This window comes from Hyphomicrobiales bacterium, assembly GCA_016710435.1.
GTDB lineage: Bacteria > Pseudomonadota > Alphaproteobacteria > Rhizobiales > Aestuariivirgaceae > Aestuariivirga.
On record JADJVV010000001.1, the window covers coordinates 1,811,946 to 1,833,826 of the forward strand.

Genomic DNA, 21,881 nt, shown 5'->3' on the forward strand with positions numbered 1-21,881 from the left:
GGGGTTGGGTGGCAACCGGAAGCAGCCAGACACCACACCGCCTTCATGCGGCGGCGTAGCGGCTTCGCACCATCCAGGTGCCCATCGAGTTGGCGAGCATGTCGTCGCCGACGAGGCTGATCTTGTTGCGGTCGATTTCCGTCTGCAGCGCCGAATGCCCCATCCACGCTGAAGTGAGCGCCTTCAGGTCGGCGGTGATGAAGAGATCGACGTCATGCCCCGGATCGATGACGCAGAGGTCGGCCTCAACGCCGGGCCGCCCGATGATCCAGTAGTTGCGTTCCTGTTCCGGCAGTTCCGGGAAGATGAACTGGATGACGCTGCGCCGCCGCGCCGGCAGCACGGCGGTATTCACCTTGCGCCGCATGTTCCACATCAGCAGCCGCGCATCCAGCTGTTCGAGGCAGACATCGGCATCGACATTGCGGTGAGCCCAGTCGCCCAGCGCCATGATGACGGGGGCAAGCTCGTCAGCGAGCTTTGTGGTGCGGTAGCTGCTGTCGCCTGTCGCGGGATGAATGTCACGGCGCACCAGTCCGTTCTTTTCCATTTCCTTGAGTCGCTTCGACAATAGCGTGGGTGACATCGAGGGTACACCGCGGCGGATGTCGTTGAAGCGTGTCGCCCCGTTCAGGAGTTCGCACAGCACAAGCAGTGTCCAGCGTGGCTCAAGGATCTCGCAGGCCTTCGCGATCGGACAGAAGTGATGATAGCTTTCGTTGGACATAGACAAATCTCCATGCCCCCCACGTCAGGCGTTCCCTATGCCCCAACGGAGGGGCCGGTGCTAGTCCACAATCTGTATCGGCTTTGCTCCATTTCGAGGACTCAACCTCCTGCCGCCGCCTTCCTATGTGCAGCCCCGTCGCGAGGACGGCATTTCCACAAAGGAAGACATGACCATGAACACCAACCCGAACCCAGGCGTGCAGCCGGCCCCGGACTACACCGCCATCAAGCAAAAGCAGCAGGCCACATGGGCTTCCGGCAACTATGCCGTCGTGGGCACCACCCTGCAGATCGTGGGTGAGATGCTGGCGGAGGCGGCGGATGTAATGGCGGGCGAACGCGTGCTCGATGTGGCCGCCGGCAACGGCAATGCCACGCTGGCCGCCGCCCGCCGCCATGCCACGACGACCTCGACTGACTATGTGGAAAGCCTGCTCAACCAGGGCCGCACCCGCGCCGAGGCCGAAGGCCTGGAGGTTGCGTTCCGCACGGCGGATGTGGAAGCGCTGCCTTTTGGCGATTCAAGTTTCGACGTTGTACTCTCCACCTTCGGCGTCATGTTTGCGCCGAACCAGGTGCAGTCGGCGGCGGAAATGTCGCGCGTGCTCCGCAAGGGCGGCCGCATTGGCCTTGCCAACTGGACGCCGGACAGCTTCATCGGCAGCCTGTTCAAGGTGATCGGCCGCCACGTGCCGCCGCCCGCAGGCCTCACGTCTCCCGCCCTTTGGGGCGATGAGATGCACCTTGCCACGCTCTTCCCCGGCCACGAGATCAAGGCCGAGCGCCGCAGCTTCAATTTCCGGTACCACTCGCCCGCCCACTTCGTGCAGGTGTTCCGGACCTACTACGGCCCGACCCACAAGGCCTTTGCGGCCCTGGACGAGATGGCCCGCGGCAAGCTGGAAGCGGATGTGCTGGAATTGATCGCCACGGCAAAGCGCAAGGATGCCACAGCCCTGGTGGTGCCGAGCACCTATCTGGAAGCGGTCATCACCAAGTGAGCTGACGCCCAAAAGGAAAAGGCCCGTTCCTACCGACTGGGCAGGAACGGGCCTCCAATCCGCTCTGAACTCGGGACGGCGACAGGAGCCCAAGGCGGACAGATCGGACCAGAATGGAGAAAGGCAAAGAGGCCAAAACTTGGGCCGTCTCTTTGAGTAGCGCCGTTGGTGGCACCCGCCGATCCCCCGCTGGATCGAGTGTGAGAGTGACCTTCAATTGGGGCTGCAAGAATGCTCAACCGCGAATAATCGCAGGTCATTTTCAGGCTATTTCAGGAGGGAACTGCCCCACAATTGTGGCGGCACGGAAAAAATCGAGCGAAATCAGCGCTTGATTGTGGCGCTCGCGGGGAAAACCGCCCTGGCCGTGAAGTCGCTGCGGCGCTCGAAAGCAAAGCCGACACCCTGCGAGAGGCCGACGAGAATATCCTTGAGCGTGCGAATGACCATGATGCGTAACCTTTTATGTTGCGGTGCATATGGTGGCGAAATGTGGAGAATTCGTTGCCTTCTCGCCTCTGGCGTGCAGGGTAGCTATGCGCCCTTCGCATGTGCGAAAGAATCAGTGGCCCGAATCAACGCGTTGAGTGTGCCGGGTTCCGCCGCAGCGTGGCCGGCATCGGGAATGAGCACGTAATCCGCCTCGGGCCAGGCCCGGTGCAGCGCATGGGCGGTGGCCGGCGGCGTCACCACGTCATATTGGCCCTGGATGATGATGCCGGGAATTTCCCGCAAGCGATGGGCCTGATCGATGATCCAGCCGTCCGCGGAGAAGAAACCGGCATTCATGAAGTAGTGGCACTCGATTGAGGCAAAGGCGATGGCGAAGTGGTCCTCGCCGAAGGCCGCTTCCCGTGATGGATCGGGCAACAGGGACAGCGTGGCGCCTTCCCACTGCGCCCAGGCCCGCGCCGAGTGGAGTTTCTGCTCATGGTCGGCCCCGGTGAGTCGGCGGTGATGGGCCGCCACGAGGTCATGCCGCTCCTCAGGCGGAATGGGCGCGATGAAGGACTCCCATTGCTGCGGAAACAGCATGGATGCCCCGTGCTGGTAGAACCAGTCGATCTCGCATTTCCGCACCGTGAAGATGCCGCGCAGCACCAGTTGCCGAACGCGCTCCGGATGGGTCAGCGCATAGGCCAGCGCCAGGGTCGATCCCCAGGATCCGCCGAACACCTGCCAGCGCGCGATGCCGAGGTGCTGGCGCAGCGCCTCCATGTCGGCAACAAGGTCCCATGTGGTGTTGTGTTCGAGCGAGGCATGGGGCGTCGATCGCCCGCAGCCGCGTTGGTCGAAAGTGATGATGCGGTAGAGCGCCGGATCGTGGAAGCGCCGCAGGTTGGGCGAGGAGCCGCCGCCCGGCCCGCCATGCAGCACCACCACGGGCAAGCCGCCGGGATTGCCGGATTCCTCGTAATAGAGGTCATGCAGGGCAGAGACCTTGAGCCTGCCCCGCACATGCGGTTCGATCGTGGGAAAAAAGCCGCGCATCTGTTCTTGAACTATGGTCATGTTGGGGGCCATACAACACCTGTGGCAATCTGGCGAGGAAGTGAATGTCAGAACGGAAGTCGAAGCCCGTGAACAGCGTGAGCAGCCGCCAGATCCTTATCATCGACGACCACCCCCTTTTTCGCGATGCCATGAAGGGAGCGCTTGCCGGAATCCTCGCCAATGCGGCAGTCCGGGAAGCGGCGAGCCTCGATGATGGCATCAAGATTCTCGATGACGACCGCGATTGCGACCTCGTCCTGCTCGATCTCAAGATGCCGGGTGTGCAGGGGCTCTCGGGCCTCGCCTTCCTCCGCGCCCAGTTCCCCTCCATTCCGGTGGCGATTGTCTCGGGCCAGGAAGAACCGGCCGTGATCCGCCGTGCCCTGGCGCTGGGGGCGTCCGGATTCATCCCCAAATCCACCCCGGCGGAAGAAATGCGCCGTGCCGTGTCGTCGATTCTTGACGGCGAGGTGTGGGCGCCGCAGGTGGCCAAGCAACTGACCGACGAGGAACGCGAGATTGACGATCTCTCGAAGCGCCTCGCAACCTTGACGCCGCAGCAGGTGCGCGTGCTGATGATGCTGCGGGCAGGCCTTCTCAACAAGCAGATCGCCTATGAGCTTGATGTGTCGGAGGCGACGGTCAAGGCACACGTCTCGGCCATCCTGCTCAAGCTCAACGTCGACAGCCGCACGCAGGCGGTGATCGCCGCCGGCAAGATCGACGGCGAGTCCATTCACGAAGGCTGAACAACTTCTCCTGTGAGCGGATAAGTCTCCCCGCTATTCCGCTGCTTCCCGGCTCAGCGCGATTTGCGAGAGGCTGGCGCGCAAGGAGGCGGGCTTCACGGGTTTGCGCAGGTAGTGAATGCTGGCGGCCTGCGCGTCGTCCTGCACCCGCTTGCTGCGATCGGCGGTGATGAGGATGGCAGGGATGTGCCGCTTGGCCCGCCGCCGCAGCGCCTGCACCAGCGCGATGCCGTCTTCCCGGTGGATGTGATAGTCGGCCAGCACCGCATCGATCTCCGCCCCGTGCCGTTCCATCTGCTCCACCGCCTCTGCCGCACTCGTTGCGGGAATGACGGTGACATTCCAGTTGGCGAGAAGCGCCGAAAGGCCCTCGACGATGGAGGTCTCGTTGTCGACGGCCAGCACGCGCAAGCCGGCGAGCGGCTGATGGATGACGGGAGGCGCAACCGCGGCAGCTTCGCGCGCCACCGCCTCGCGCCCGCCCGGCACCAGCACCATGAAGGCAGACCCCGTGTTCACCTGCGAGGTCAGCGTGATCGGGTGGCGCAGCACCTTGCACAGCCGGTCCACGATGGAGAGGCCAAGGCCAAGGCCGGGCTCGTTGTGCTTGTCGCGCCCCAGGCGCTCGAATTCGCGGAAGACGACGCGCAGTTGTTCCGACGGAATGCCGAGCCCCGTATCATGCACCGCGATCTGGAAACCGCTTCCCTTTCGCCGCACGCCGACAAGCACGCGGCCCTTCGGCGTGTACTTGATGGCGTTGGAGACGAGGTTCTGCAGCACGCGCCGCAGCAGCTTTCGGTCGGATTTCACCACCGCCGTGGTGTGGACGAAGCGAAGCGACAAGTGCTTGTCGCTGGCCAGGCGGTCGAATTCGCGGGCCAGCGTGTCGAAGAGTTCCTGCACCGGGAAACTCTCGACCTCCGGCTTGATGGCGCCCGCATCGAGCCGCGAGATGTCGAGCACCGTGGAGAGAATGTCTTCCACCGCCTCCAGCGCGGCATCGACGTTGCGCACGATGGTCTTGTCGGGCGTTGCCGCCTGGCCTTCCACCAGCGTGCTGGTGAACAGGCGCGCTGCATTGAGCGGCTGCAGGATGTCGTGGCTGGCGGCGGCGAAGAAGCGGGTCTTGCCCTGGTTGGCGGCGTCGGCCTCGGCCTTGGCCTTGGCCAGTTCGCCGTTGAGCTTGGTCAGTTCCGCCGTGCGTTCGGCCACACGCAGTTCCAGCGTCTCGTTGGCAAGCAGCAGCGAATCCGCCGCCGCCACCGTTTCGGTGACATCCGAGAAAGAAACGACGATGCCGCCATCGGGCAGGCGGCCACTGTGGATGTCCACCACGCAGAGCGGTTCCACCAGGCGCTGCCGCCATTGCCCTTCGCCTGCAAACAGCTTGCGGCGGCGCGCGGCAATGGCGCTGTCCTGCCGCGCTTCCGGCTCCAGCGTGCGCGTGCCCACGTAGATGAGGAATTCGTCGATGCGCGTGCCGACGCGCAGAAGCGCCACGGGCAGCGCCAGCACGTCCTTCACCGCCGCGTTCCACGAGACGAGAGCCCCCTTGTGATCGAACACCGCGATGCCTTGTGGCACGTTGTCGATGGCGGATTGCAGGACGCTGCGATTGTGCTCGATCGCCGAGGAGGCATCGTCAAGCAGTTGCATGGCATCGCGCGAGCCCTTGGTGTGCCGCTCCAGAAGCAGCGCCATGACGAGCCGCGACGAGGCGGGGCCAATGGCGGAGGCCAGCAGGTGTTCACCGAAATTGAGGATGCCGATGTCGGCTTCTAGCCCGGGGTCATTGGCAAGGCCCCGCATCGCCACCATGCCGGCAAACGCCTCGCGGGTTTTTTCCGTGCCGAGGTAGCGCGCGACGGTTTCCTCGACCTGTGCCACCGTCACGCTGGAGCGCCACAGGCGGAACCCGGCGAGACCGGAGCCCGCGCGCGAATCCGGCAGGAAGGCCTCTGCCTGCAGCGCCTCGATGCGGCTCGGCGGGCGCATGGCGGAGACAGCGGCATACGCGGCGATATTGGCGAGGAGACTCCACAACACGCCGTGCGTCAGCGGATCGAACTCGATGCCGAGCAGCTGGCGCGGCTTCAGCGCGGCGATTCCGAATGGGCCATCCTGCAGCAGCGATGCACCCAGCCATCCGGAATCAATGAAACTGGGAATGAGCAGCGTGTAGGCCCACACGGCAAACCCAGCGAAAATGCCAGCCGCAGCGCCACGCGCCGTGCCATTCCGCCAATAAAGTCCGCCAAAGAAGGATGGCGCGAACTGCGCGATGGCAGCAAAGGAGATCAATCCGGTCTGCGCCAGCGCCGCCGCATTCCCGGCGAGCCAGTAGTAGAGATAGGCAAAGAGCAGGATGCAGCAGATGGAGATGCGGCGGATGTTGATGAGGGCGGTGTTGCGCGTGTCGCCCTCGCGATGCTGGAACATGTTGTGCTCGCCCTGGCGCAACAGCACCAGAGGCACGACGATGTTGTTGGAGACCATGATGGCGAGCGCAATTGTTTCCACGATCACCATGGCGGTCGCAGCCGAAACACCACCCACGAAGGCGACGGTGGTGAAGAATGGTGATTGCGCCAGAACCGGCAGGGCAAGCACGTAGGTATCGGGATCCGCACCCGACTGCATCTGCAACCCAACAATGGCGATGGGCGCCACGAAGAGGTTGATCAACACCAGATAGAGTGGAAACAGCCAGGCTGCACGGCGCACGTCGCTGCCGTGGGCATTTTCGACCACGGCCACATGGAATTGCCGCGGCAGCAGCAGCACGGCAATCGCGGAGACCAATGTCACGCTGAGCCAGCGGCCGCCATCGGGCGTATGGTCGAAGACTGCGGTGATCCTGGGATCACTGCGCACGATTTCGAAAAGATTGCCCACGCCACCGGCCAGCGCATAGGTCACAAACACGCCCACCGCCACGAAAGCCACCAGCTTCACCACCGACTCGACGGCGACAGCGAGGATCATCCCGTCCTGGTGCTCGGTCGTGTCGATATGGCGCGTGCCGAAGAGGATGGCGAAGATCGCCATGGCGATGGTGACGAAAAGGGCGATGTCGCCTGCCAGCGGCAGGGGTGCCCAGCCGGAGCCCGCAGCTGCACTCCCGGTGGCGCCGCCACTGGCGATCACGGTTTGCAGGGAGAACGACAGCGCCTTGAGCTGGATCGAGATGTAGGGAACGATGCCGATGACGGCGATCATGGCGACCAGGGCGCCGAGCGCCTCGTTCTTCCCATAGCGCGCCGAGATGAAGTCGGCGATGGAGGCGATGTTCTGCGTCTTGGCGATCATCACGATCCGGCTGATCAGCGGATAGGCCAGGGCAAAGACGAGGATCGGGCCGAGATAGACCGGGATGAAATCATAGCCAGTGCGCGACGAAATGCCGACGCTGCCGAAATAGGTCCATGAGGTGCAATAGACACCCAGCGACAGGGCATAGATCAGGGGGCGCGGCCGCCGCTGGTTCTTCCGCCGGGCGGCCAGCCGGTCGCCCCAGGTGGCCACGGCAAAGAGCAGGCCCACATAGCAGAAGCCGACCAGAACGATTGTCCAGGCCTGAAAGACCATTTCCCCCTCCTGTGGGCATCATGGCCAGGGTTACGGGCCCCGCGCAAGAGTGGAACCCGCGGAATGGAATTTCCACTTTCTCAAATCATGGAACTGGATTAACATCCCGCTGGGATTGCAGGCATCTCAGGATCTGCAACCTTTGGGAACAATCACTTTATTGGGGGACTTCACACATGTGGTCTGAATTCAAGAATTTCGCATTCAAGGGCAATGCCTTTGACCTCGCCGTCGGTGTCATCATGGGCGGCGCCTTCGGCAACATCGTCAACTCGGTCGTGAACGACCTGTTGATGCCGGTCATCGGCGTCATCACGGGTGGCGTCGACTTCACGCAGAAGTTCATGCAGCTCGCAGGTGGCGCGCCCAAGGACGCGACACTCGCCGCCGCCAAGGAAGCCGGCTCCACGCTGGCCTATGGCAGCTTCATCCAGACTGTCATCACCTTCCTGATCATCGCCTTCTTCCTCTTCCAGCTGGTGAAGATCTCGAACCGCATGAAGAAGGCCGAGCCGCCGGCACCGCCGCCGCCCGCCTCCACCACCGACACGCTGCTCGCGGAAATCCGCGACGCGCTCAAGAAGAAGTAAGCATTTCCCGCAAGGGAGACCTGAAGCCCGGGTGCTGGACACCCGGGCTTTTTCTTTGCATGGATGGGTCATGACACCTGACCAGCTTTTGTCCCGCCTCACCATTCCTGCCCAGACCGAACCGGACAGCGGTATCGTCAATGTCGCGATGTACGGCATGGGCCGTCCCGGCATCATCGCCTTCTGGGCGGGCGAGGGAAACCTGCCCACGCCCCGCGAGTTCTGCTCACCCGCGGTGGAGAGTCTGCTGCAGGGCGAGACCTTCTACACCTGGCAGCGTGGTATTCCCGAACTGCGCCAGGCGCTGGCCGACTATCACACGCGCCACTATGGCCGGGAATTTTCGAGCGAGAATTTCTTTGTCACCGGCGGGGGCATGCAGGCCATCCAGAACGCCATCCAGATGGTGGCGGGCGATGGCGACGACATTCTCATCCCCGCACCTGCCTGGCCCAACTATGCGGGGCCCTTGCGCCTGCAAGGCACGCGTCCCGTCGAAGTGCCCATGAACTTCTCCAATGGCGCGTGGTCACTCGACCTCGACCGCCTCTTCGCCGCGGTGACGCCGCGCACCAAGGCGATCGTCATCAACTCGCCCTCGAACCCCTTGGGCTGGACGGCGTCGCGGGCCGACCTCACGGCGATTCGCGACTTCTCGCGCAAGCACGGCATCTGGATTGTCGCCGACGAAGTGTATGGCCGCTTCTACTTCGGCAAGGATGGCGCGAAGCGCGCGCCCTCGTTCCTCGACATCTGCGACACCGAAGAGCAGCTTATCCTCTGCAACACCTTCTCCAAGAACTGGGCCATGACGGGCTGGCGGCAGGGATGGGTGCAGGCGCCGAAGGCGCTGGGCCCCGTGTTCGAGCGCTTCATCCAGTACAACACCTCCGGCAGTCCGGTCTTCCTGCAGCGCGGCTGCACCGCCGCCCTGAACCTCGGCGATGCTTTCGTCGACAGCCAAGTGGCGACGGCGCGCAAGAACCGCGACATCGTCATCGAGGCGTTGCGCGGCCACAAGAATATCCGCTTCCAGATTCCTGATGGCGCCTTCTATTTCTTCTTCGCCATCGATGGCATGCGCGACTCACTCGCCACCGCCCGCCGCCTTGTCGATGAGGCGAACGTCGGCTTTGCGCCGGGTGCTGCCTTCGGCGCGGCGGGGGAAGGGTTCCTGCGCATGTGCTACCTCAAGGACGAGGACAAGCTCCGCGAAGGCCTCGCCCGCTTCTCCAATTGGCTGGAAAATCACCAGCCCAGCTAGTGCTGCCTTTTGGTGCGTGCGCTGCCCAAACGATGGTCATCAGGGTGCGGTCGAGGGCTCCATCCTGATTTTCACGAGTGCGCACAAGTCATTGATTATGAAATATAAATCTACATTTGTTTGATCTGTTGCAAGACTGGCATTGCGCTTGCGAAGGAAGACTCATCGCAAGACCTTCTCGGATCCTCCCATTTTCGAAGCATAGTCTTTCGCGGTTGCCGGCAGAGTCCGGCAGACTTGGGGACGGCAGGATGGACAATCCTCCGTCCCTCTTTTTTTGACAACATTCCCGCCCCACTTCTGCCACCACGCGGGCAGACCTTTCTCGCTGGGCGGCGTCGGCACAAAAAACAAAAGCTCAGCACACGGATCAAAGCCGTGGGCGTGTCGCGAGGGGTTACGCCATGTCTTATTCCGTCTTTGTCACAGTCATGCAGTCGTCCGGTCTGCTGCTGATCGGTGGTGCCGCGGTGGCGCTGCTGCGCCTGATCGCCGTGCATTATGTCCAGCGCCACTGGGCCCCGGCTTCGCTGCAATCGCTCCACATTGTCACTACCACCATGGCCTTTGGCCTGTTGCTGCTGGCTTTCTCCGGCGGCGGACTGATGGCGACACGTCTCTTTGAGACCAACGAACTGCCGCCGCTGCAGGCCCTGGGTGCGCACAGTGTGCTGCTCACCATTCTTGCCGCCAGCGTGATCTTCCTTCATGTGGTGGCGCGGCCCTGGCTTGTGGATGTTGCCCGCGAACCGCTCTCGGCCCGGCCCCTGGTTCTCGATGTGTCGGCTCATCGCAGTCTCGCCATCTCGCTGTCACTGGCGGCCCTGGCCTCGGCCTGGACGCTCTGGCTGGTCCTGGCGCTTGCCGCCACACCGCCCGCCGCCTCCACCACGCTCGCCGCACTCACATTGATGACGCTGGTGTTCTGGCTGATGTTTGCAGGCCCCGCACTCCTGCTGCGGGGACTCGCCGTGCACGCCATGCGTGGGCCCGAAGCCGCGCCCGCGCCACCTGTCCGCCTCATGCCCACCATTCCCGATGTGCCGGAGCATCGCCACGCCCATGTGCCTGCGCCGCGCGCCCCGCGCCCCCGCCTCGCCCTTCAGCGAGACGACTTCAACGGCTGAGGGCGAAGACGCCGTCGATCACGAATTGCACGGCCAGCGCCGCAAGGATGATGCCGAGCAACCGCGTGATCACGGCGCGGCCGGTGATGCCCAGCGTCTTTGAAATCGGCACGGCGATGCGGAAGCACAGGTAGCAGGCCAGCATGACGCAGGCCGCCACGCCGTAGAGCGCCCCGAGCTTGCTCCAGTCGCCTTCGGCCCGGCCCGCCAGCAGGATCATTGCCGTGATGGCGCCCGGTCCCGCCATCAGCGGAATGGCCAGCGGAAAGGCCGCGATATTGCGCACATGATCGACGGTGATCGCGGTCTTCACCGTGTCTTCGCGCCGCTGCGCCCGTCGGTCGAACACCATCTCGGCCGCCGATGACAGGAGCAGCAACCCGCCCGCGATGCGGAACGCCGACAGCGAAATGCCGAGAAGGTCGAGGAGTCGCGCCCCACCCAGCCCCGCCACCAGCAGGATGCAGAAGGCAATGACGGAGCCCCGAAGCGCCACTTCGCGCCGGTGCGCGTCCGTCATCTCCGCCGTGAGGCCGAGGAACAGCGCGCTCATGAAGATGGGATCGGCAACCACCAGCAGGGTCGCCAGTGCGGATGTGATGTAGTCGGACATGGGGCCGTCATACCGCACTCTGCCCGTTGGGGGCAGGGGTCCACATCTTCACGCTCCGCCGGCGGGGCAGCGAGTGGGAAGGCCCGCCTCAGCCCCGCCTGTTCTGGCGGTTCTCGATCAGGTCTTCGACCACTGTCGGATCGGCGAGCGTCGACGTATCGCCCAGCGAGCCGAAATCATCCTCGGCGATCTTGCGCAGGATGCGGCGCATGATCTTGCCCGAGCGGGTCTTGGGAAGGCCGGGCGAAAACTGGATCTTGTCCGGCGTGGCCAGCGGCCCGATCTCCTTGCGGACATGGGCCACCAGTTCCTTGCGCAGGTCGTCGTCGCCCGTTTCGTCCTTCATGAGCGTCACATAGCAATAGATGCCCTGACCCTTGATGTCGTGCGGATAGCCGACCACGGCTGCTTCCGACACCTTGGCGTGAGAGACGAGCGCCGACTCCACTTCCGCCGTGCCGAGGCGATGGCCGGACACGTTGATCACGTCATCGACGCGCCCCGTGATCCAGTAATAGCCATCGGCATCGCGGCGGCAGCCGTCGCCGGTAAAGTACATGTTCCTGTAGGTCGAGAAATAGGTCTGCATGAAGCGCTCATGATCGCCATAGATCGTGCGCGCCTGGCCCGGCCAGGAATCGAGGATCACGAGATTGCCCGAGGCCTCGCCTTCCAGCAGCATGCCCTTGTCGTCAACAAGCGCCGGCTGGCAGCCGAAAAACGGCTTGGTGGCGGAACCCGGCTTCAATTTCGTGGCGCCCGGCAGGGGCGTGATGAGAATGCCGCCCGTTTCCGTCTGCCACCACGTATCGACGATGGGGCAGCGCTCGTCGCCCACCACACGGTGATACCATTCCCACGCTTCGGGATTGATGGGTTCGCCCACCGACCCCAGCAGCCGCAGCGATTTGCGCGATGTATGCGTCACCGCCTCGTCGCCCAGCTGCATGAGGGCGCGGATTGCCGTTGGCGCCGTGTAGAGAATGTTGACCTGGTGTTTGTCCACCACCTCCCAGAAGCGCGAGGCGGAGGGGAAGTTGGGCACGCCCTCGAACATCAGGGTCGTGGCGCCATTGGCCAGCGGACCGTAGACGATGTAGCTGTGGCCCGTGACCCAGCCCACATCCGCCGTGCACCAATAGATGTCGCCGTCATGGTAATCGAAGACATACTGGTGCGTCATCGCCGCAAAGACGAGATACCCGCCCGTCGTATGCAGCACGCCCTTGGGCTTGCCCGTTGAACCCGACGTGTAGAGAATGAACAGCGGGTCTTCCGCCTTCATCTTCTCCGGCTTGCAGTCGGCGGCGGCGTGGACCATTTCCTCATGGTACCAGATGTCCCGGCCCGGCTCCCAGTTGATGGCGCCGCCCGTGCGGCGCACAACCAGAACCTTGGCGGAAGAGCCGGTCTTGGCGAGGGCGGCATCCGTGTTGGCCTTGAGGGGCACCTTGCGCCCGCCGCGCAAACCTTCGTCCGCCGTGATGATGAAATGCGATTTCGCATCCTCGATGCGGCCCGCGAGGCTTTCCGGCGAGAAGCCGCCGAAGACGATGGAATGGACAGCCCCGATGCGGGCGCAGGCCAGCATGGCATAGGCGGCTTCGGGGATCATCGGCAGGTAGATGGTGACGCGGTCGCCCTTCTTGACGCCGTGCTTCTTCATCACGTTGGCAAGTTTGCACACCTGCACATGGAGTTCGTTGTAGGTGATCTTCTTGTCGTCGTAGGGATTGTCGCCTTCCCAGATGATGGCGACCTGGTTGCCGCGCTTCTTCAGGTGGCGGTCGATGCAGTTGTGGGAGACATTGAGGACGCCATCCTCGTACCACTTGATCGACACCTTGTCGGGAGCATAGCTGGTGTTCTTGGTCTTCTTCGGCGCCTTGAACCAGTCCAGCCGCTTGCCTTCCCGGGCCCAGAATTTCACCGGATCCTTGACGGATTCCGCATACTTCTTCTTGTAACCGGCTTCATCCACCCAGGCGCGCTTTTTCCACGCCGCCGGAACCGCAACGACTCTCTCGGACATAGGCGTCATTCCTCCCATACATGCCGGATTTGTTCGTCTTATCGGCGGACAAGTCTATAGCCTGCAATCCGACTCCTGTCTAAGTCCCGAGGAACCGCCACCGCCCATGCCGGCTCTGCGCCATATCCTGTATTTCATCGCCCTCGGAACGTTCTGGGGCGTTTCCCCCAGCCTGTACAAGTACTGGGGCGAGAGCGGCGTGCCGGTCAGCCATGTCATCTGCTACACGGGCCTGGGCCTTGCGGTATTCCTGTTCTGCGTCGCCCGTCTCTGGGAAGGTGACTGGGGCTGGAGCCCGGCCATCCTGAAGTATGGACTTGTCTGCGCCACGCTGATGAACGTGCCCTTTGCCTGGTCCCTCACCCTGGCGCGCCATGTGCCGGCCCCGGAACTGGCGCTGGTGTTCTCGATCTCGCCCATCATCAGCTTTCTCGTGGGCGCGCTCACGGGCCGTGATCCGCTCACGCGCCGCCGCATCATCGCCATCCTCTTCGGCTTTGCGGCCTCTTCGCTTCTGGTGCTGACGCGCGACGGCATGGTGAGCGGCGCGGTGTCTTGGTGGCTGCTGGCATCCTTCATCAATCCGCTGCTGTGGGCCACCTACAACTGGTACGCCCAGCAGAACTGGCCGAAAGACGGCACCACGTTCTCCGTCGGAGCGGCGGAGTCGCTGCTCTCGGGACTGCTGGCCTTGCCCTTCGTGCTGGTGCTTTCGCCGCCGTGGTCAACGGCCTACAGCGGGCCGGTGGTCTGGTGGAGCCTCGTCTTCGCCACCGGCATGTGGGTGGCGGAACGCATTTCCTTCTTCACCCTCATTCGCGAGAAAGGGGCGAGCTACACGTCGCAGGCAGTCTATCTCTCCTCGCCCGCCGCCGTCTTCATCGCCATGTATTTCTTCGGCGGTGCGGGCGATCCCTGGCTGTGGGCCGCGCTGGCGCTCATCATGGTGGCGCTTTACCTGAACAACAGCGGCGCGCCCCTCAAGCCAGCCGCCATACCGACGTCTTCTTGATCTCCGCATCTTCAAGGTCGCGCGTCACAGGCACCGCGTAGGTGGCGATGGAGACGAGCTTGTCCTTGGGCAGGTAGCTGCGCCCGGGATCACCGATGAAGACGATTGCACCTTCTTCCCGCGCCGCTGTGAGCCAGGCGAAGCAGGTAGCCGCAAGTGATTGTTCGTAAAACAAATCTCCGACGAGGATCACGTCGTGGCGAGGTGCTGCGTGGGCCAGCAGATTGTCGCCGGTGATGCGCAGGGCAACACCGTTGAGCGCTGCGTTGATCTCCATCGCCGCCACGGCGAAGAGGTCGATGTCGGCTGCAAGCACTTCCACCGCACCGGCCTTCAGCGCCGCAATGCCCACAAGCCCGGAGCCGGAGGCGAGGTCCACCACGCGCTTTCCCATCACCAGTGCAGGATGATCCAGCACATGCCGTGCCAGCGCCTGACCGCCTGCCCAGGCAAAGGCCCAGAACGGCGGCGGCAATCCGATCTCGCCCAGTTCCTCTTCCGTCTTCTGCCAGATCGGCAACGCCTCATGGGCGAGGTGAAGCTTCACCTCCGGCACCAGCGGTGGCGCAAGGATCTCGGTGTGCGCACGCACGAAGCGGGCGCGCTCGTCCGGCGTCATGGGGCAAACGATGCGGGATCGAGCCCGCCCATCTTGCAGATGGCGCGGAATTCCACGGCCGTGACCGGCTGCACGGAAAGCCGCGAGTTCTTCACCAGCACCATCTCCGCAAGGGCCGCCACTTCCTTGATGGCATCAAGGCTGACAGGTTGCGGCAGCGGCGCCACGGCGCGCACGTCAACGCATTCCCACGCCGGCTTGTCGGCGGTCGAATCCGGATGGATGGTCTTGCACACCTCGACGATGCCAACCACCGCCTTGCCGATGTTGGAGTGATAGAAGAAGCCGCGTTCACCGAGTCTCATCGCCCGCATGTTGTTGCGGGCCTGGTAGTTGCGAACCCCACTCCATTCCTCGCCCCGCTCGCCTTTCTTCATCAGCATGTCGAAGGAGAACACGTCGGGTTCTGACTTGAACAGCCAGAAGGCCATCACTTCGTCTCCGGATTCTTGATGAGCCACTTCCATGGCCGCACCTCGACAGATGCAAACAGTCCCGCCATGGCGTAAGGATCGCGCCCGGCGATGGCCTGCGCTTCCGCCTGGTCAGCGGCCTCGATGATGACGAGGCTGCCATTGGGATTGCCGCTGGCATCCAGGAAGGGCCCGGCCCCCTTCACATCAACAGTTTCAAGATAAGTGAGATGGGCGGGCCGCGTCGCCATGCGAAGGTCGAGGCTGTTCGGCTTGTCGGTGCAGATGAGGGCAAAAAGCATGGAAAATCTCCGGTTCAGAATTCGGATTTGAGAGGACGCGCCAGCAGGCGGTTGATTTCATCCTCGGGCGAGGTGTTGCGGTCAAGGATGGCATGCACGGCGGACACGATGGGCATGTCCACGCCATGACGCGCGGCCAGATCAACGGCGACAAGTGCGGTATAGGCACCTTCCACGGTGCCCGCGGTCGCGGCCAGCGCCTCAGGCACGGCAGCACCGCTGCCGATCAGGCGGCCCGCAGAATAGTTGCGCGATTGCGGACTGGTGCAGGTCAGCATCAGGTCGCCGAGACAGGAGAGGCCCATCAGCGTATCGGCGCGCACGCCGATCGCCTGCCCAAAACGGGTGAGTTCGGCAAAGCTCCGCGTGATGAGGGCCGCGCGCGCGCTGTCGCCGAGCCTGCGTCCGTCGGAAATCCCGCAGGCGATGGCGAGCACGTTCTTGATGGCTCCGCCAAGGGCCACGCCCAGCACGTCGTCGGAACCGTAGATGCGGAAGTGCGGCAGGCTCAACGCCTGCGCCCAGGCATTGGCAAGCTCGAGCGTGGGGCCGCCCAGCGTCACGGCCGTGGGTTTGCCCGCCAGCACATCCGCCGCAAAGCTCGGCCCCGACAGGATGAGTGCGGGGTTTTCCGGCGCGCGCGACCGCACCACCTGATGCATGAAGTGACCGGTGCCGCGTTCAATGCCCTTGGCCGCAATGATGACGGCAGCCTTGTCCGGCACCTGCACCTCGGTCAGCACCAGCCGCACCGCCTGCGCCGGTACGGCCACGATCACCGCGTCCGCATCTCTCGCAAGCCGCATGTCCTTGTTGGCGCGGCTCCAGACGGCGACGTCGTGCCCCGCACCGCGTGCCACATGCGCCAGCGCCGAACCCCACGACCCGCCGCCCAGCACCCAGATCTTTTTCGTCATGCCTTCGCCCCCAGCCGTCCGTGCCCCACGAGCGGGGCCGAAACCGCATCGAGCGGCCAGCGCGCCCGCGCGGCAAAATCCAGTTCATCCTGCAGTCCGAGCGCAAGGCGCTCCGCCCCCGCCCAGGCGATCATCGCCGCATTGTCCGTACACAGATCAAACGGCGGGACAGCGAGCGCGAATCCGTTCGCCTCCGCCACCTCGGCAAACATCGCCCGCAGCCGCGCATTGGCTGCTACGCCGCCCGCCACCACGAAGGCGGGCGTAGCGGCCTCCGGGCACATCTCCCGGAACAGCGCCATGGCGCGGCGCGTCCGGTCCGCCACCGTCTCGGCCACGGCACGCTCGAAGGAGGCGCAGACATCGGCGCGGTCGTCGTCGCTCACGCGGGGCAGGGCCTGCACGATCTCGCGCACGGCGGTCTTGAGGCCCGAGAAGGAGAAATTGCAATCGGCCCGGCCCTTGAGCGGACGTGGCAGCGGAAAGCGCAGGGGATTGCCGAGCTTCGCCAGTTCTTCCACCTGCGGCCCGCCGGGATAGCCAAGGCCGAGCAGCTTGGCCGTCTTGTCGAAGGCCTCGCCGAGCGCGTCATCAATGGTGGTGCCGAGACGCTGGTAGGCGCCCACGCCGTTCACCAACTGGAATTGCGTGTGCCCGCCGGAAATCAGCAGCAGCAGATAGGGGAAAACGCACGGCCCCAGGAGACGCGGCGTGAGCGCATGTCCTTCCAGGTGGTTGATGGCGAGAAATGGCAGGCCCTGCGCCAGCGCGAAGCCTTTCCCGAACGTATGCCCCACGAGCAGTCCACCCACCAGGCCGGGCCCCGCCGTGGCGGCCACGGCAGAAAGCGCTCCCGCCTCGACCCTCGCCTCCGTTAGCGCCTGCTCTGCCAGCCTGCCGATGTGGCGGATGTGGGCGCGCGCCGCCACTTCCGGCACCACGCCGCCATAAGGCGCGTGATCCTTGACCTGCGACAACACCACATTGCTGAGGATGGTCCCGCGCCCCTCCGAATCGCGGCGCACCACGGCGGCTGCCGTCTCGTCGCAGGAGGTTTCAAGTCCAAGAATGAGGGTTGCGGATGCGGCCATGAGTCCGGCTGGCGTGAGGAGGGGCAAATGAATTAGACGTTGCCGCTGTAGCATCCGGAACTTACACTTTGCAAATGACCAAAATCCGTATCGGAACACGGGGTTCGCCCCTCGCACTCGCCCAGGCCCACGAAACCCGCCGCCGCCTCATGGCGGCCCACGGACTGCCGGAGGAGGAATTCGAGATCGTCGTCATCACCACGACAGGCGACCGCATCCGCGACCGCCCCCTGTCAGAGATCGGCGGCAAGGGCCTCTTCACCAAGGAAATCGAGGAGGCGCTCTTCGCCCGCGAGATCGACCTCGCCGTTCATTCCATGAAGGACATGCCGGCGGTGTTGCCGGATGGACTCGCCTTCGCCGCCACGCTGCCGCGCGAAGATGCGCGTGATGCCCTGATCAGCCTGAGCGCGACGTCGCTGCAAGACCTGAAGCTGGGCGCGACGCTGGGCTCGTCCTCGGTGCGCCGCACGGCCCAGGCGCTGCGTCTCCGTCCCGACCTGAAGGTGGTGCAGTTTCGCGGCAATGTGGAAACGCGCCTGCGTAAATTGGCGGATGGCGTGGCCGATGCCAGCTTCCTTGCCGTCGCCGGCCTCAATCGTCTCGGCCTGTCGCACCACATCGCCGCCATCGTGCCGATGGAGGAGATGCTGCCCGCCATCGCGCAAGGTGCGATCGGCATCGAGATCCATGCCGGCAACGCCCGCATCCGCACGATGCTCGGCGCCATCAACCACGTGGAGACGGCCGACGCCATCGCCTGCGAGCGCGCTTTCCTCGCGGCGCTCGATGGTTCCTGCCGCACACCCATCGCCGGACATGCGAGGCTCGCCAATGGAGTTCTCCACTTCCGCGGCGAAACGCTGACCCTCGACGGAAGCAAGGTGTTCACCGCCGAACGGAGCGGCGCGCCCGCCGATGCCGCGCAGATGGGAACGGATGCTGCAGCCGAAGTGAAGGCAAAGGGCGGCAGTCTCATCGTCGGCGCGGCCTGAACGGGCTGGCGCGCAGCATGAGAGTGATCCTCACGCGGCCCACCAAAGATGCAACGCCCCTTGCCGCGAAGGTGAAGGCGTTGGGGCATGAGCCCCTGATCGTGCCGCTGCTGGAGATTGCTCCACGCGGCGGTGCCACGATTCCGGCGGAGCCGTACCAGGGCGTCTGCATCACCAGCGCCAACGGCCTTGCCAATGTGGCGTTGCTCGCGGGAGTGATGCATCTCCCGGTCTATTGTGTCGGCCCCCAGTCCGCCGCCGCAGCGCGCACCGCCGGGTTTGTGCAGGTGCGGGCCCATGGCGGCGATGTCGATGGCCTCGCGGCATTCATCGTGCAACATCTTGCAAAGGACAAAGGCCCGCTTCTCTATCTCTCCGGTGCCGCTACCTCGGGCGACCTCGAAGGCAAGCTCCGGGCCGCCGGTTTCCATGTCACGCGCGTCGTCGCCTATGATGCCGTCTCGACAACACCGGCCGACCTTCGGGAGGCTGTCTCAACGTCGGATGCCGTTCTGCTCTACTCGCCCCGCAGCGCGGCACTGTGGCGCGCAGCGATTGAAAAGGCGGGCTGCGCACAACACATGGCGAGGATGACTCACCTCTGTCTTTCCGCCAACGTGGCACGTGCGCTACCGCCCGGCTGGCCGCATGAAATTGCCGCAAATCCTGACGAAGAGGCGATGCTTGCGGCACTTGAAACGCTTGAACCCTTGCCCGAACAGGAATAGCCCTTATCTCCATGAGCAACGATGCAGATACATCGCCCGTCAGGCCCACGGTGATCGACCTTGATCCGGATGAAGTGACGGTGGAACGCGAAGCGCCACATGCCTCGCACACGCCGCATGCAGAACCGCCGCCGCCACCCCCACCACGGCGCAGCGGTTCCTATGGCGGCATTGCATTTCTGGCAGCACTCGCCGTGGGCGGCATCGCCGGCGGATGGATCTACCGCGATCTTCTCTCCAGCTATTTCCCCAGCGACAACGTTCAGCTGATCGCACAGCGCGTCGACATCATCGGCAAGGGCCATGAGACTCTCGCCACCCAGGTGCAGGCGCTGGAGCGTTTGGGAGAACAGCTGACGTCCGACGTGAACGCGCTCGAAACAGCAGCAGGCTCCGCAACCTCTGGCCAGAAGGTGCTGCAAGAGGAATTTGCCGCCACCAGGTCCAGCGTCACCGCCTTGCAGTCACAGATCGACGAAACCAAGAAAGCGCTTGCCACGCTTGGCAGCAATCCGTCCCCGTCCGGAACAGGTGGAACGTCCGCCGCGGTCATTTCCCCCGATGTGGCCCAGCGCCTCGCAACACTTGAACAGGATGTGGCGGCACTCAAGGCGCAGAAGACCGGCATGCCCGATGCCGCCGTGCTGACCCAGACCATTGCCGATCTCAAGGCCAAGATCGAAGCGGGTGCCGCCTATGGCGAAGAGAGCGACCGCATCGTGCGGCTTCTGCCGGCCGCGGGTGGGCTTGATGTTCTTGCCGCCCATGCCGCGACGGGCCTGCCCAACGCCAAGGGCCTGGCAACGGAACTCGCAGCCCTGAAGCCCAGCTTGCCCACGCCGGAAATCAAGGTTCTGCCCTCCGAGCCCGGCTTCTGGGACCGTTTCGGCGAGATGCTCTCCAGCGTCATCACCATCCGCGATCTTGACGCGGTGAATTGGCAGCAGGTGGGCGAGAAGGCGATTGCGCTTGCGGATGCCGGCGACCTTCCCCAGGCCATCGCCGCCGTGGATGAACCCGAAGGCGCGCTGCCCGCAGGTCTGCAGCAGTGGCGCGACCGCGCCGCCGCCCGCATTTCTCTCGAAGCGGCTCTGGGCGATGTGGTGGCAGCAGCGTCCCGCGTCCAGGCGGCGGGGCAGTGACATGATCAGGATGATCTGGCGATTTGCCTTGCTGGTGGCAGTGGCCGTTTTCTTCTCCTGGCTGGCCGACCGTCCCGGCAGCGTGACGGTCACATGGCTCGGCCGCCAGTATGAGATGAAACTCTTCGTGGCGGTGGCGTTGACGATCATGCTGATCGTGGCGTTGTCGTTCCTCTGGTCACTGTTGCGCCGCGTCTTGCGCAGCCCCACGGCGGCCCGCGAGTTCTTCCGCTTCCGCAAGCACCGCAAGGCCTATGAGTCGCTGTCCAAGGGAATCGTTGCCGCCGGTGCCGGCGATGCCCATGCCGCCTCCCGCCATGCCGCGATCGCGGCCAATACCCTGTCGGACGAACCGCTGGTCAACGTGTTGGCCGCCCAGGCCGCGCAATTGAGGGGCGACCGCGAAAGCGTGAAGCGGATCTTCGAGACCATGGCGAAGGACCCGGAAACCGAACTGATGGGCCTGCGCGGCCTCTTCTCCGAAGCCCGCCAGTCCGGCGATCTCGTCGCGGCACTCCAACATGCCGAGAAGGCGCTGGCCCGCAATCCGCGCCTGCCTTGGGCCTCCACAGCCGTGTTGCAGGTGCAGGCCGCCCGCAAGCTCTGGCTTCCGGCGGCACACACCCTGGACCAGCAGGGCCGTTCCGGATTGATCTCCCGGGCTGATGCGGCGCGCAAACGCGCCGCCCTCATCACCGCCGAAGCACTTGCCATCGAAGACGATAACCGGACCCGCGCCCTGGAATTGGCGCTGGATGCGCTCCGTCTCGATCCCGCGCTCGTTCCCGCCGCCTCCATTGCGGCCCGGAGTCACATCGCATCCGGCAATGTGCGCAAGGCCCAGAAGCTGTTGCGCACCACTTGGGCGCTCGCCCCCCATCCGGACCTTGCCGAGTTGATGGCACGATCCGTGACAGGTGATGGTCCGGAGGCCCGTTTCGAACGGGTGCGTGATCTCGTGGGTGCCACCCCCGATTCGCTTGAAGGCGCCTGCGCCCTCGCCAGGGCTGCCGTGGCGGCGCGCCGCCTCGACGTGGCCCGCGCCGCACTGGCGCCCTATGCCGCCGAACGTCCCCCGGCCCGGGTTTGCGCCCTGATGGGCGAAATCGAAGATGCGGAAGGCGACAAGGGCAAGTCGCGGGAATGGTTTGCCCGCGCCATCCATGCCCCCCGCGATCCCATGTGGGTGTCGGATGGCGTGGCCAGCCCGCGCTGGATGCCGCTGTCCCCGGTGACAGGTGAAATCGTGCCTTCCGAATGGAAGGTGCCCTTCGACATGCTGCCAGTGGAACCGCTGGACGCGCCGGCAGCCGAACGGGTGGCGGAAATCGCCGCCCCCGCGGCCGTGCGCGAGGCCACGGGCGAGCCGCCAAAATCGCTGCCCTTCGACCGTCCGCCCGATGATCCGGGCGTCGATGCGCCCGAACGCATTGACGGTTGAAATCGGAACAGAAACCGTCTATCCCCCGCCC

20 protein-coding genes are annotated in these 21,881 nt (G+C 64.4%); 10 read left to right on the plus strand and 10 right to left on the minus strand.

Annotated features, from left to right (window positions below):
- Positions 1-43 precede the first annotated feature (43 nt).
- Complete coding sequence (locus IPM06_08755) at positions 44-727, minus strand: helix-turn-helix transcriptional regulator (GenBank protein ID MBK8770504.1); 684 nt, start codon at positions 725-727, stop codon at positions 44-46.
- 175 nt (positions 728-902) lie between these two features.
- Here IPM06_08755 and IPM06_08760 point away from each other — a divergent pair, with 175 nt between their 5' ends.
- Positions 903-1,730, plus strand: a complete 828-nt coding sequence (locus IPM06_08760; protein ID MBK8770505.1) for a class I SAM-dependent methyltransferase — start codon at positions 903-905, stop codon at positions 1,728-1,730.
- Between the two features lie 534 nt (positions 1,731-2,264).
- On the opposite strand, the gene pip is transcribed toward IPM06_08760, so the two are convergent.
- Positions 2,265-3,242 carry a prolyl aminopeptidase gene (gene pip, locus IPM06_08765; GenBank protein MBK8770506.1) on the minus strand — a complete coding sequence of 326 codons (978 nt, stop codon included), beginning with the start codon at positions 3,240-3,242 and terminating at the stop codon, positions 2,265-2,267.
- A gap of 44 nt (positions 3,243-3,286) precedes the next feature.
- Between pip and IPM06_08770 the strand changes: the two genes are divergently transcribed.
- On the plus strand, positions 3,287-3,973 hold the full coding sequence (locus tag IPM06_08770; protein MBK8770507.1) for a response regulator transcription factor: 687 nt from the start codon (positions 3,287-3,289) through the stop codon (positions 3,971-3,973).
- 33 nt (positions 3,974-4,006) lie between these two features.
- Here the strand turns inward: IPM06_08770 and IPM06_08775 are convergent, their stop codons facing one another.
- Entirely contained in the window at positions 4,007-7,564 is a 3,558-nt protein-coding gene (locus IPM06_08775) for a PAS-domain containing protein (protein ID MBK8770508.1), read from the minus strand.
- A 176-nt stretch (positions 7,565-7,740) separates the two neighbouring features.
- Between IPM06_08775 and mscL the strand changes: the two genes are divergently transcribed.
- The 3 genes from mscL to IPM06_08790 all read left to right on the plus strand — a co-directional run bounded on the left by mscL (position 7,741) and on the right by IPM06_08790 (position 10,545).
- The gene (mscL, locus tag IPM06_08780; protein ID MBK8770509.1) at positions 7,741-8,154 is read left to right on the plus strand and encodes a large conductance mechanosensitive channel protein MscL; all 414 of its coding nucleotides are present in this window, start codon (positions 7,741-7,743) and stop codon (positions 8,152-8,154) included.
- 70 nt (positions 8,155-8,224) lie between these two features.
- Complete coding sequence (locus tag IPM06_08785; GenBank protein ID MBK8770510.1) at positions 8,225-9,418, plus strand: pyridoxal phosphate-dependent aminotransferase; 1,194 nt, start codon at positions 8,225-8,227, stop codon at positions 9,416-9,418.
- 404 nt (positions 9,419-9,822) lie between these two features.
- The gene (locus IPM06_08790) at positions 9,823-10,545 is read left to right on the plus strand and encodes a hypothetical protein (protein MBK8770511.1); all 723 of its coding nucleotides are present in this window, start codon (positions 9,823-9,825) and stop codon (positions 10,543-10,545) included.
- Here the strand turns inward: IPM06_08790 and IPM06_08795 are convergent.
- Both IPM06_08795 and acs read right to left on the minus strand, forming a co-directional pair.
- On the minus strand, positions 10,535-11,158 hold the full coding sequence (locus tag IPM06_08795; protein MBK8770512.1) for a MarC family protein: 624 nt from the start codon (positions 11,156-11,158) through the stop codon (positions 10,535-10,537). The genes IPM06_08790 and IPM06_08795 overlap by 11 nt on opposite strands.
- A gap of 88 nt (positions 11,159-11,246) precedes the next feature.
- Positions 11,247-13,190, minus strand: coding sequence for an acetate--CoA ligase (acs, locus tag IPM06_08800; GenBank protein MBK8770513.1), 1,944 nt, complete (start codon positions 13,188-13,190; stop codon positions 11,247-11,249).
- Between the two features lie 106 nt (positions 13,191-13,296).
- Between acs and IPM06_08805 the strand changes: the two genes are divergently transcribed.
- The gene (locus IPM06_08805) at positions 13,297-14,202 is read left to right on the plus strand and encodes a DMT family transporter (GenBank protein MBK8770514.1); all 906 of its coding nucleotides are present in this window, start codon (positions 13,297-13,299) and stop codon (positions 14,200-14,202) included.
- On the opposite strand, the gene IPM06_08810 is transcribed toward IPM06_08805, so the two are convergent.
- The 5 genes from IPM06_08810 to tsaD are packed head-to-tail and all read right to left on the minus strand — an operon-like array spanning position 14,171 to position 17,544.
- Positions 14,171-14,821 carry a methyltransferase gene (locus IPM06_08810; GenBank protein ID MBK8770515.1) on the minus strand — a complete coding sequence of 217 codons (651 nt, stop codon included), beginning with the start codon at positions 14,819-14,821 and terminating at the stop codon, positions 14,171-14,173. The two genes, IPM06_08805 and IPM06_08810, sit on opposite strands and share 32 nt — an antisense overlap.
- Positions 14,818-15,252, minus strand: a complete 435-nt coding sequence (locus IPM06_08815) for an EVE domain-containing protein (GenBank protein MBK8770516.1) — start codon at positions 15,250-15,252, stop codon at positions 14,818-14,820. Before IPM06_08815 ends, IPM06_08810 begins: the two co-directional genes overlap by 4 nt.
- Positions 15,252-15,536 carry a hypothetical protein gene (locus tag IPM06_08820; GenBank protein ID MBK8770517.1) on the minus strand — a complete coding sequence of 95 codons (285 nt, stop codon included), beginning with the start codon at positions 15,534-15,536 and terminating at the stop codon, positions 15,252-15,254. The genes IPM06_08815 and IPM06_08820 overlap by 1 nt, the downstream gene beginning before the upstream one ends.
- A 14-nt stretch (positions 15,537-15,550) precedes the next feature.
- Positions 15,551-16,453, minus strand: coding sequence for an NAD(P)-dependent glycerol-3-phosphate dehydrogenase (locus IPM06_08825; GenBank protein ID MBK8770518.1), 903 nt, complete (start codon positions 16,451-16,453; stop codon positions 15,551-15,553).
- Positions 16,450-17,544, minus strand: coding sequence for a tRNA (adenosine(37)-N6)-threonylcarbamoyltransferase complex transferase subunit TsaD (gene tsaD, locus IPM06_08830; GenBank protein MBK8770519.1), 1,095 nt, complete (start codon positions 17,542-17,544; stop codon positions 16,450-16,452). The genes IPM06_08825 and tsaD overlap by 4 nt, the downstream gene beginning before the upstream one ends.
- A gap of 74 nt (positions 17,545-17,618) precedes the next feature.
- Here tsaD and hemC point away from each other — a divergent pair, with 74 nt between their 5' ends.
- The 4 genes from hemC to IPM06_08850 are packed head-to-tail and all read left to right on the plus strand — an operon-like array spanning position 17,619 to position 21,850.
- Complete coding sequence (hemC, locus tag IPM06_08835; GenBank protein MBK8770520.1) at positions 17,619-18,539, plus strand: hydroxymethylbilane synthase; 921 nt, start codon at positions 17,619-17,621, stop codon at positions 18,537-18,539.
- Between the two features lie 17 nt (positions 18,540-18,556).
- Positions 18,557-19,267 carry a uroporphyrinogen-III synthase gene (locus IPM06_08840; GenBank protein ID MBK8770521.1) on the plus strand — a complete coding sequence of 237 codons (711 nt, stop codon included), beginning with the start codon at positions 18,557-18,559 and terminating at the stop codon, positions 19,265-19,267.
- A gap of 11 nt (positions 19,268-19,278) precedes the next feature.
- Positions 19,279-20,409 carry a hypothetical protein gene (locus tag IPM06_08845; protein ID MBK8770522.1) on the plus strand — a complete coding sequence of 377 codons (1,131 nt, stop codon included), beginning with the start codon at positions 19,279-19,281 and terminating at the stop codon, positions 20,407-20,409.
- A 1-nt stretch (position 20,410) separates the two neighbouring features.
- Positions 20,411-21,850: a heme biosynthesis protein HemY gene (locus IPM06_08850; protein ID MBK8770523.1), complete on the plus strand. Its 1,440-nt coding sequence runs from the start codon at positions 20,411-20,413 to the stop codon at positions 21,848-21,850.
- Positions 21,851-21,881: the final 31 nt, after the last annotated feature.

What these genes read in the sequence shown, in the direction of transcription:
- IPM06_08755 (MBK8770504.1), bottom strand. Translation starts at nt 727, where the DNA reads ATGTCCAACGAAAGCTATCATCACTTCTGTCCGATCGCGAAGGCCTGC.
- IPM06_08760 (MBK8770505.1), top strand. Translation starts at nt 903, where the DNA reads ATGAACACCAACCCGAACCCAGGCGTGCAGCCGGCCCCGGACTACACC.
- pip (MBK8770506.1), bottom strand. Translation starts at nt 3,242, where the DNA reads ATGACCATAGTTCAAGAACAGATGCGCGGCTTTTTTCCCACGATCGAA.
- IPM06_08770 (MBK8770507.1), top strand. Translation starts at nt 3,287, where the DNA reads ATGTCAGAACGGAAGTCGAAGCCCGTGAACAGCGTGAGCAGCCGCCAG.
- IPM06_08775 (MBK8770508.1), bottom strand. Translation starts at nt 7,564, where the DNA reads ATGGTCTTTCAGGCCTGGACAATCGTTCTGGTCGGCTTCTGCTATGTG.
- mscL (MBK8770509.1), top strand. Translation starts at nt 7,741, where the DNA reads ATGTGGTCTGAATTCAAGAATTTCGCATTCAAGGGCAATGCCTTTGAC.
- IPM06_08785 (MBK8770510.1), top strand. Translation starts at nt 8,225, where the DNA reads ATGACACCTGACCAGCTTTTGTCCCGCCTCACCATTCCTGCCCAGACC.
- IPM06_08790 (MBK8770511.1), top strand. Translation starts at nt 9,823, where the DNA reads ATGTCTTATTCCGTCTTTGTCACAGTCATGCAGTCGTCCGGTCTGCTG.
- IPM06_08795 (MBK8770512.1), bottom strand. Translation starts at nt 11,158, where the DNA reads ATGTCCGACTACATCACATCCGCACTGGCGACCCTGCTGGTGGTTGCC.
- acs (MBK8770513.1), bottom strand. Translation starts at nt 13,190, where the DNA reads ATGTCCGAGAGAGTCGTTGCGGTTCCGGCGGCGTGGAAAAAGCGCGCC.
- IPM06_08805 (MBK8770514.1), top strand. Translation starts at nt 13,297, where the DNA reads ATGCCGGCTCTGCGCCATATCCTGTATTTCATCGCCCTCGGAACGTTC.
- IPM06_08810 (MBK8770515.1), bottom strand. Translation starts at nt 14,821, where the DNA reads ATGACGCCGGACGAGCGCGCCCGCTTCGTGCGTGCGCACACCGAGATC.
- IPM06_08815 (MBK8770516.1), bottom strand. Translation starts at nt 15,252, where the DNA reads ATGGCCTTCTGGCTGTTCAAGTCAGAACCCGACGTGTTCTCCTTCGAC.
- IPM06_08820 (MBK8770517.1), bottom strand. Translation starts at nt 15,536, where the DNA reads ATGCTTTTTGCCCTCATCTGCACCGACAAGCCGAACAGCCTCGACCTT.
- IPM06_08825 (MBK8770518.1), bottom strand. Translation starts at nt 16,453, where the DNA reads ATGACGAAAAAGATCTGGGTGCTGGGCGGCGGGTCGTGGGGTTCGGCG.
- tsaD (MBK8770519.1), bottom strand. Translation starts at nt 17,544, where the DNA reads ATGGCCGCATCCGCAACCCTCATTCTTGGACTTGAAACCTCCTGCGAC.
- hemC (MBK8770520.1), top strand. Translation starts at nt 17,619, where the DNA reads ATGACCAAAATCCGTATCGGAACACGGGGTTCGCCCCTCGCACTCGCC.
- IPM06_08840 (MBK8770521.1), top strand. Translation starts at nt 18,557, where the DNA reads ATGAGAGTGATCCTCACGCGGCCCACCAAAGATGCAACGCCCCTTGCC.
- IPM06_08845 (MBK8770522.1), top strand. Translation starts at nt 19,279, where the DNA reads ATGAGCAACGATGCAGATACATCGCCCGTCAGGCCCACGGTGATCGAC.
- IPM06_08850 (MBK8770523.1), top strand. Translation starts at nt 20,411, where the DNA reads ATGATCAGGATGATCTGGCGATTTGCCTTGCTGGTGGCAGTGGCCGTT.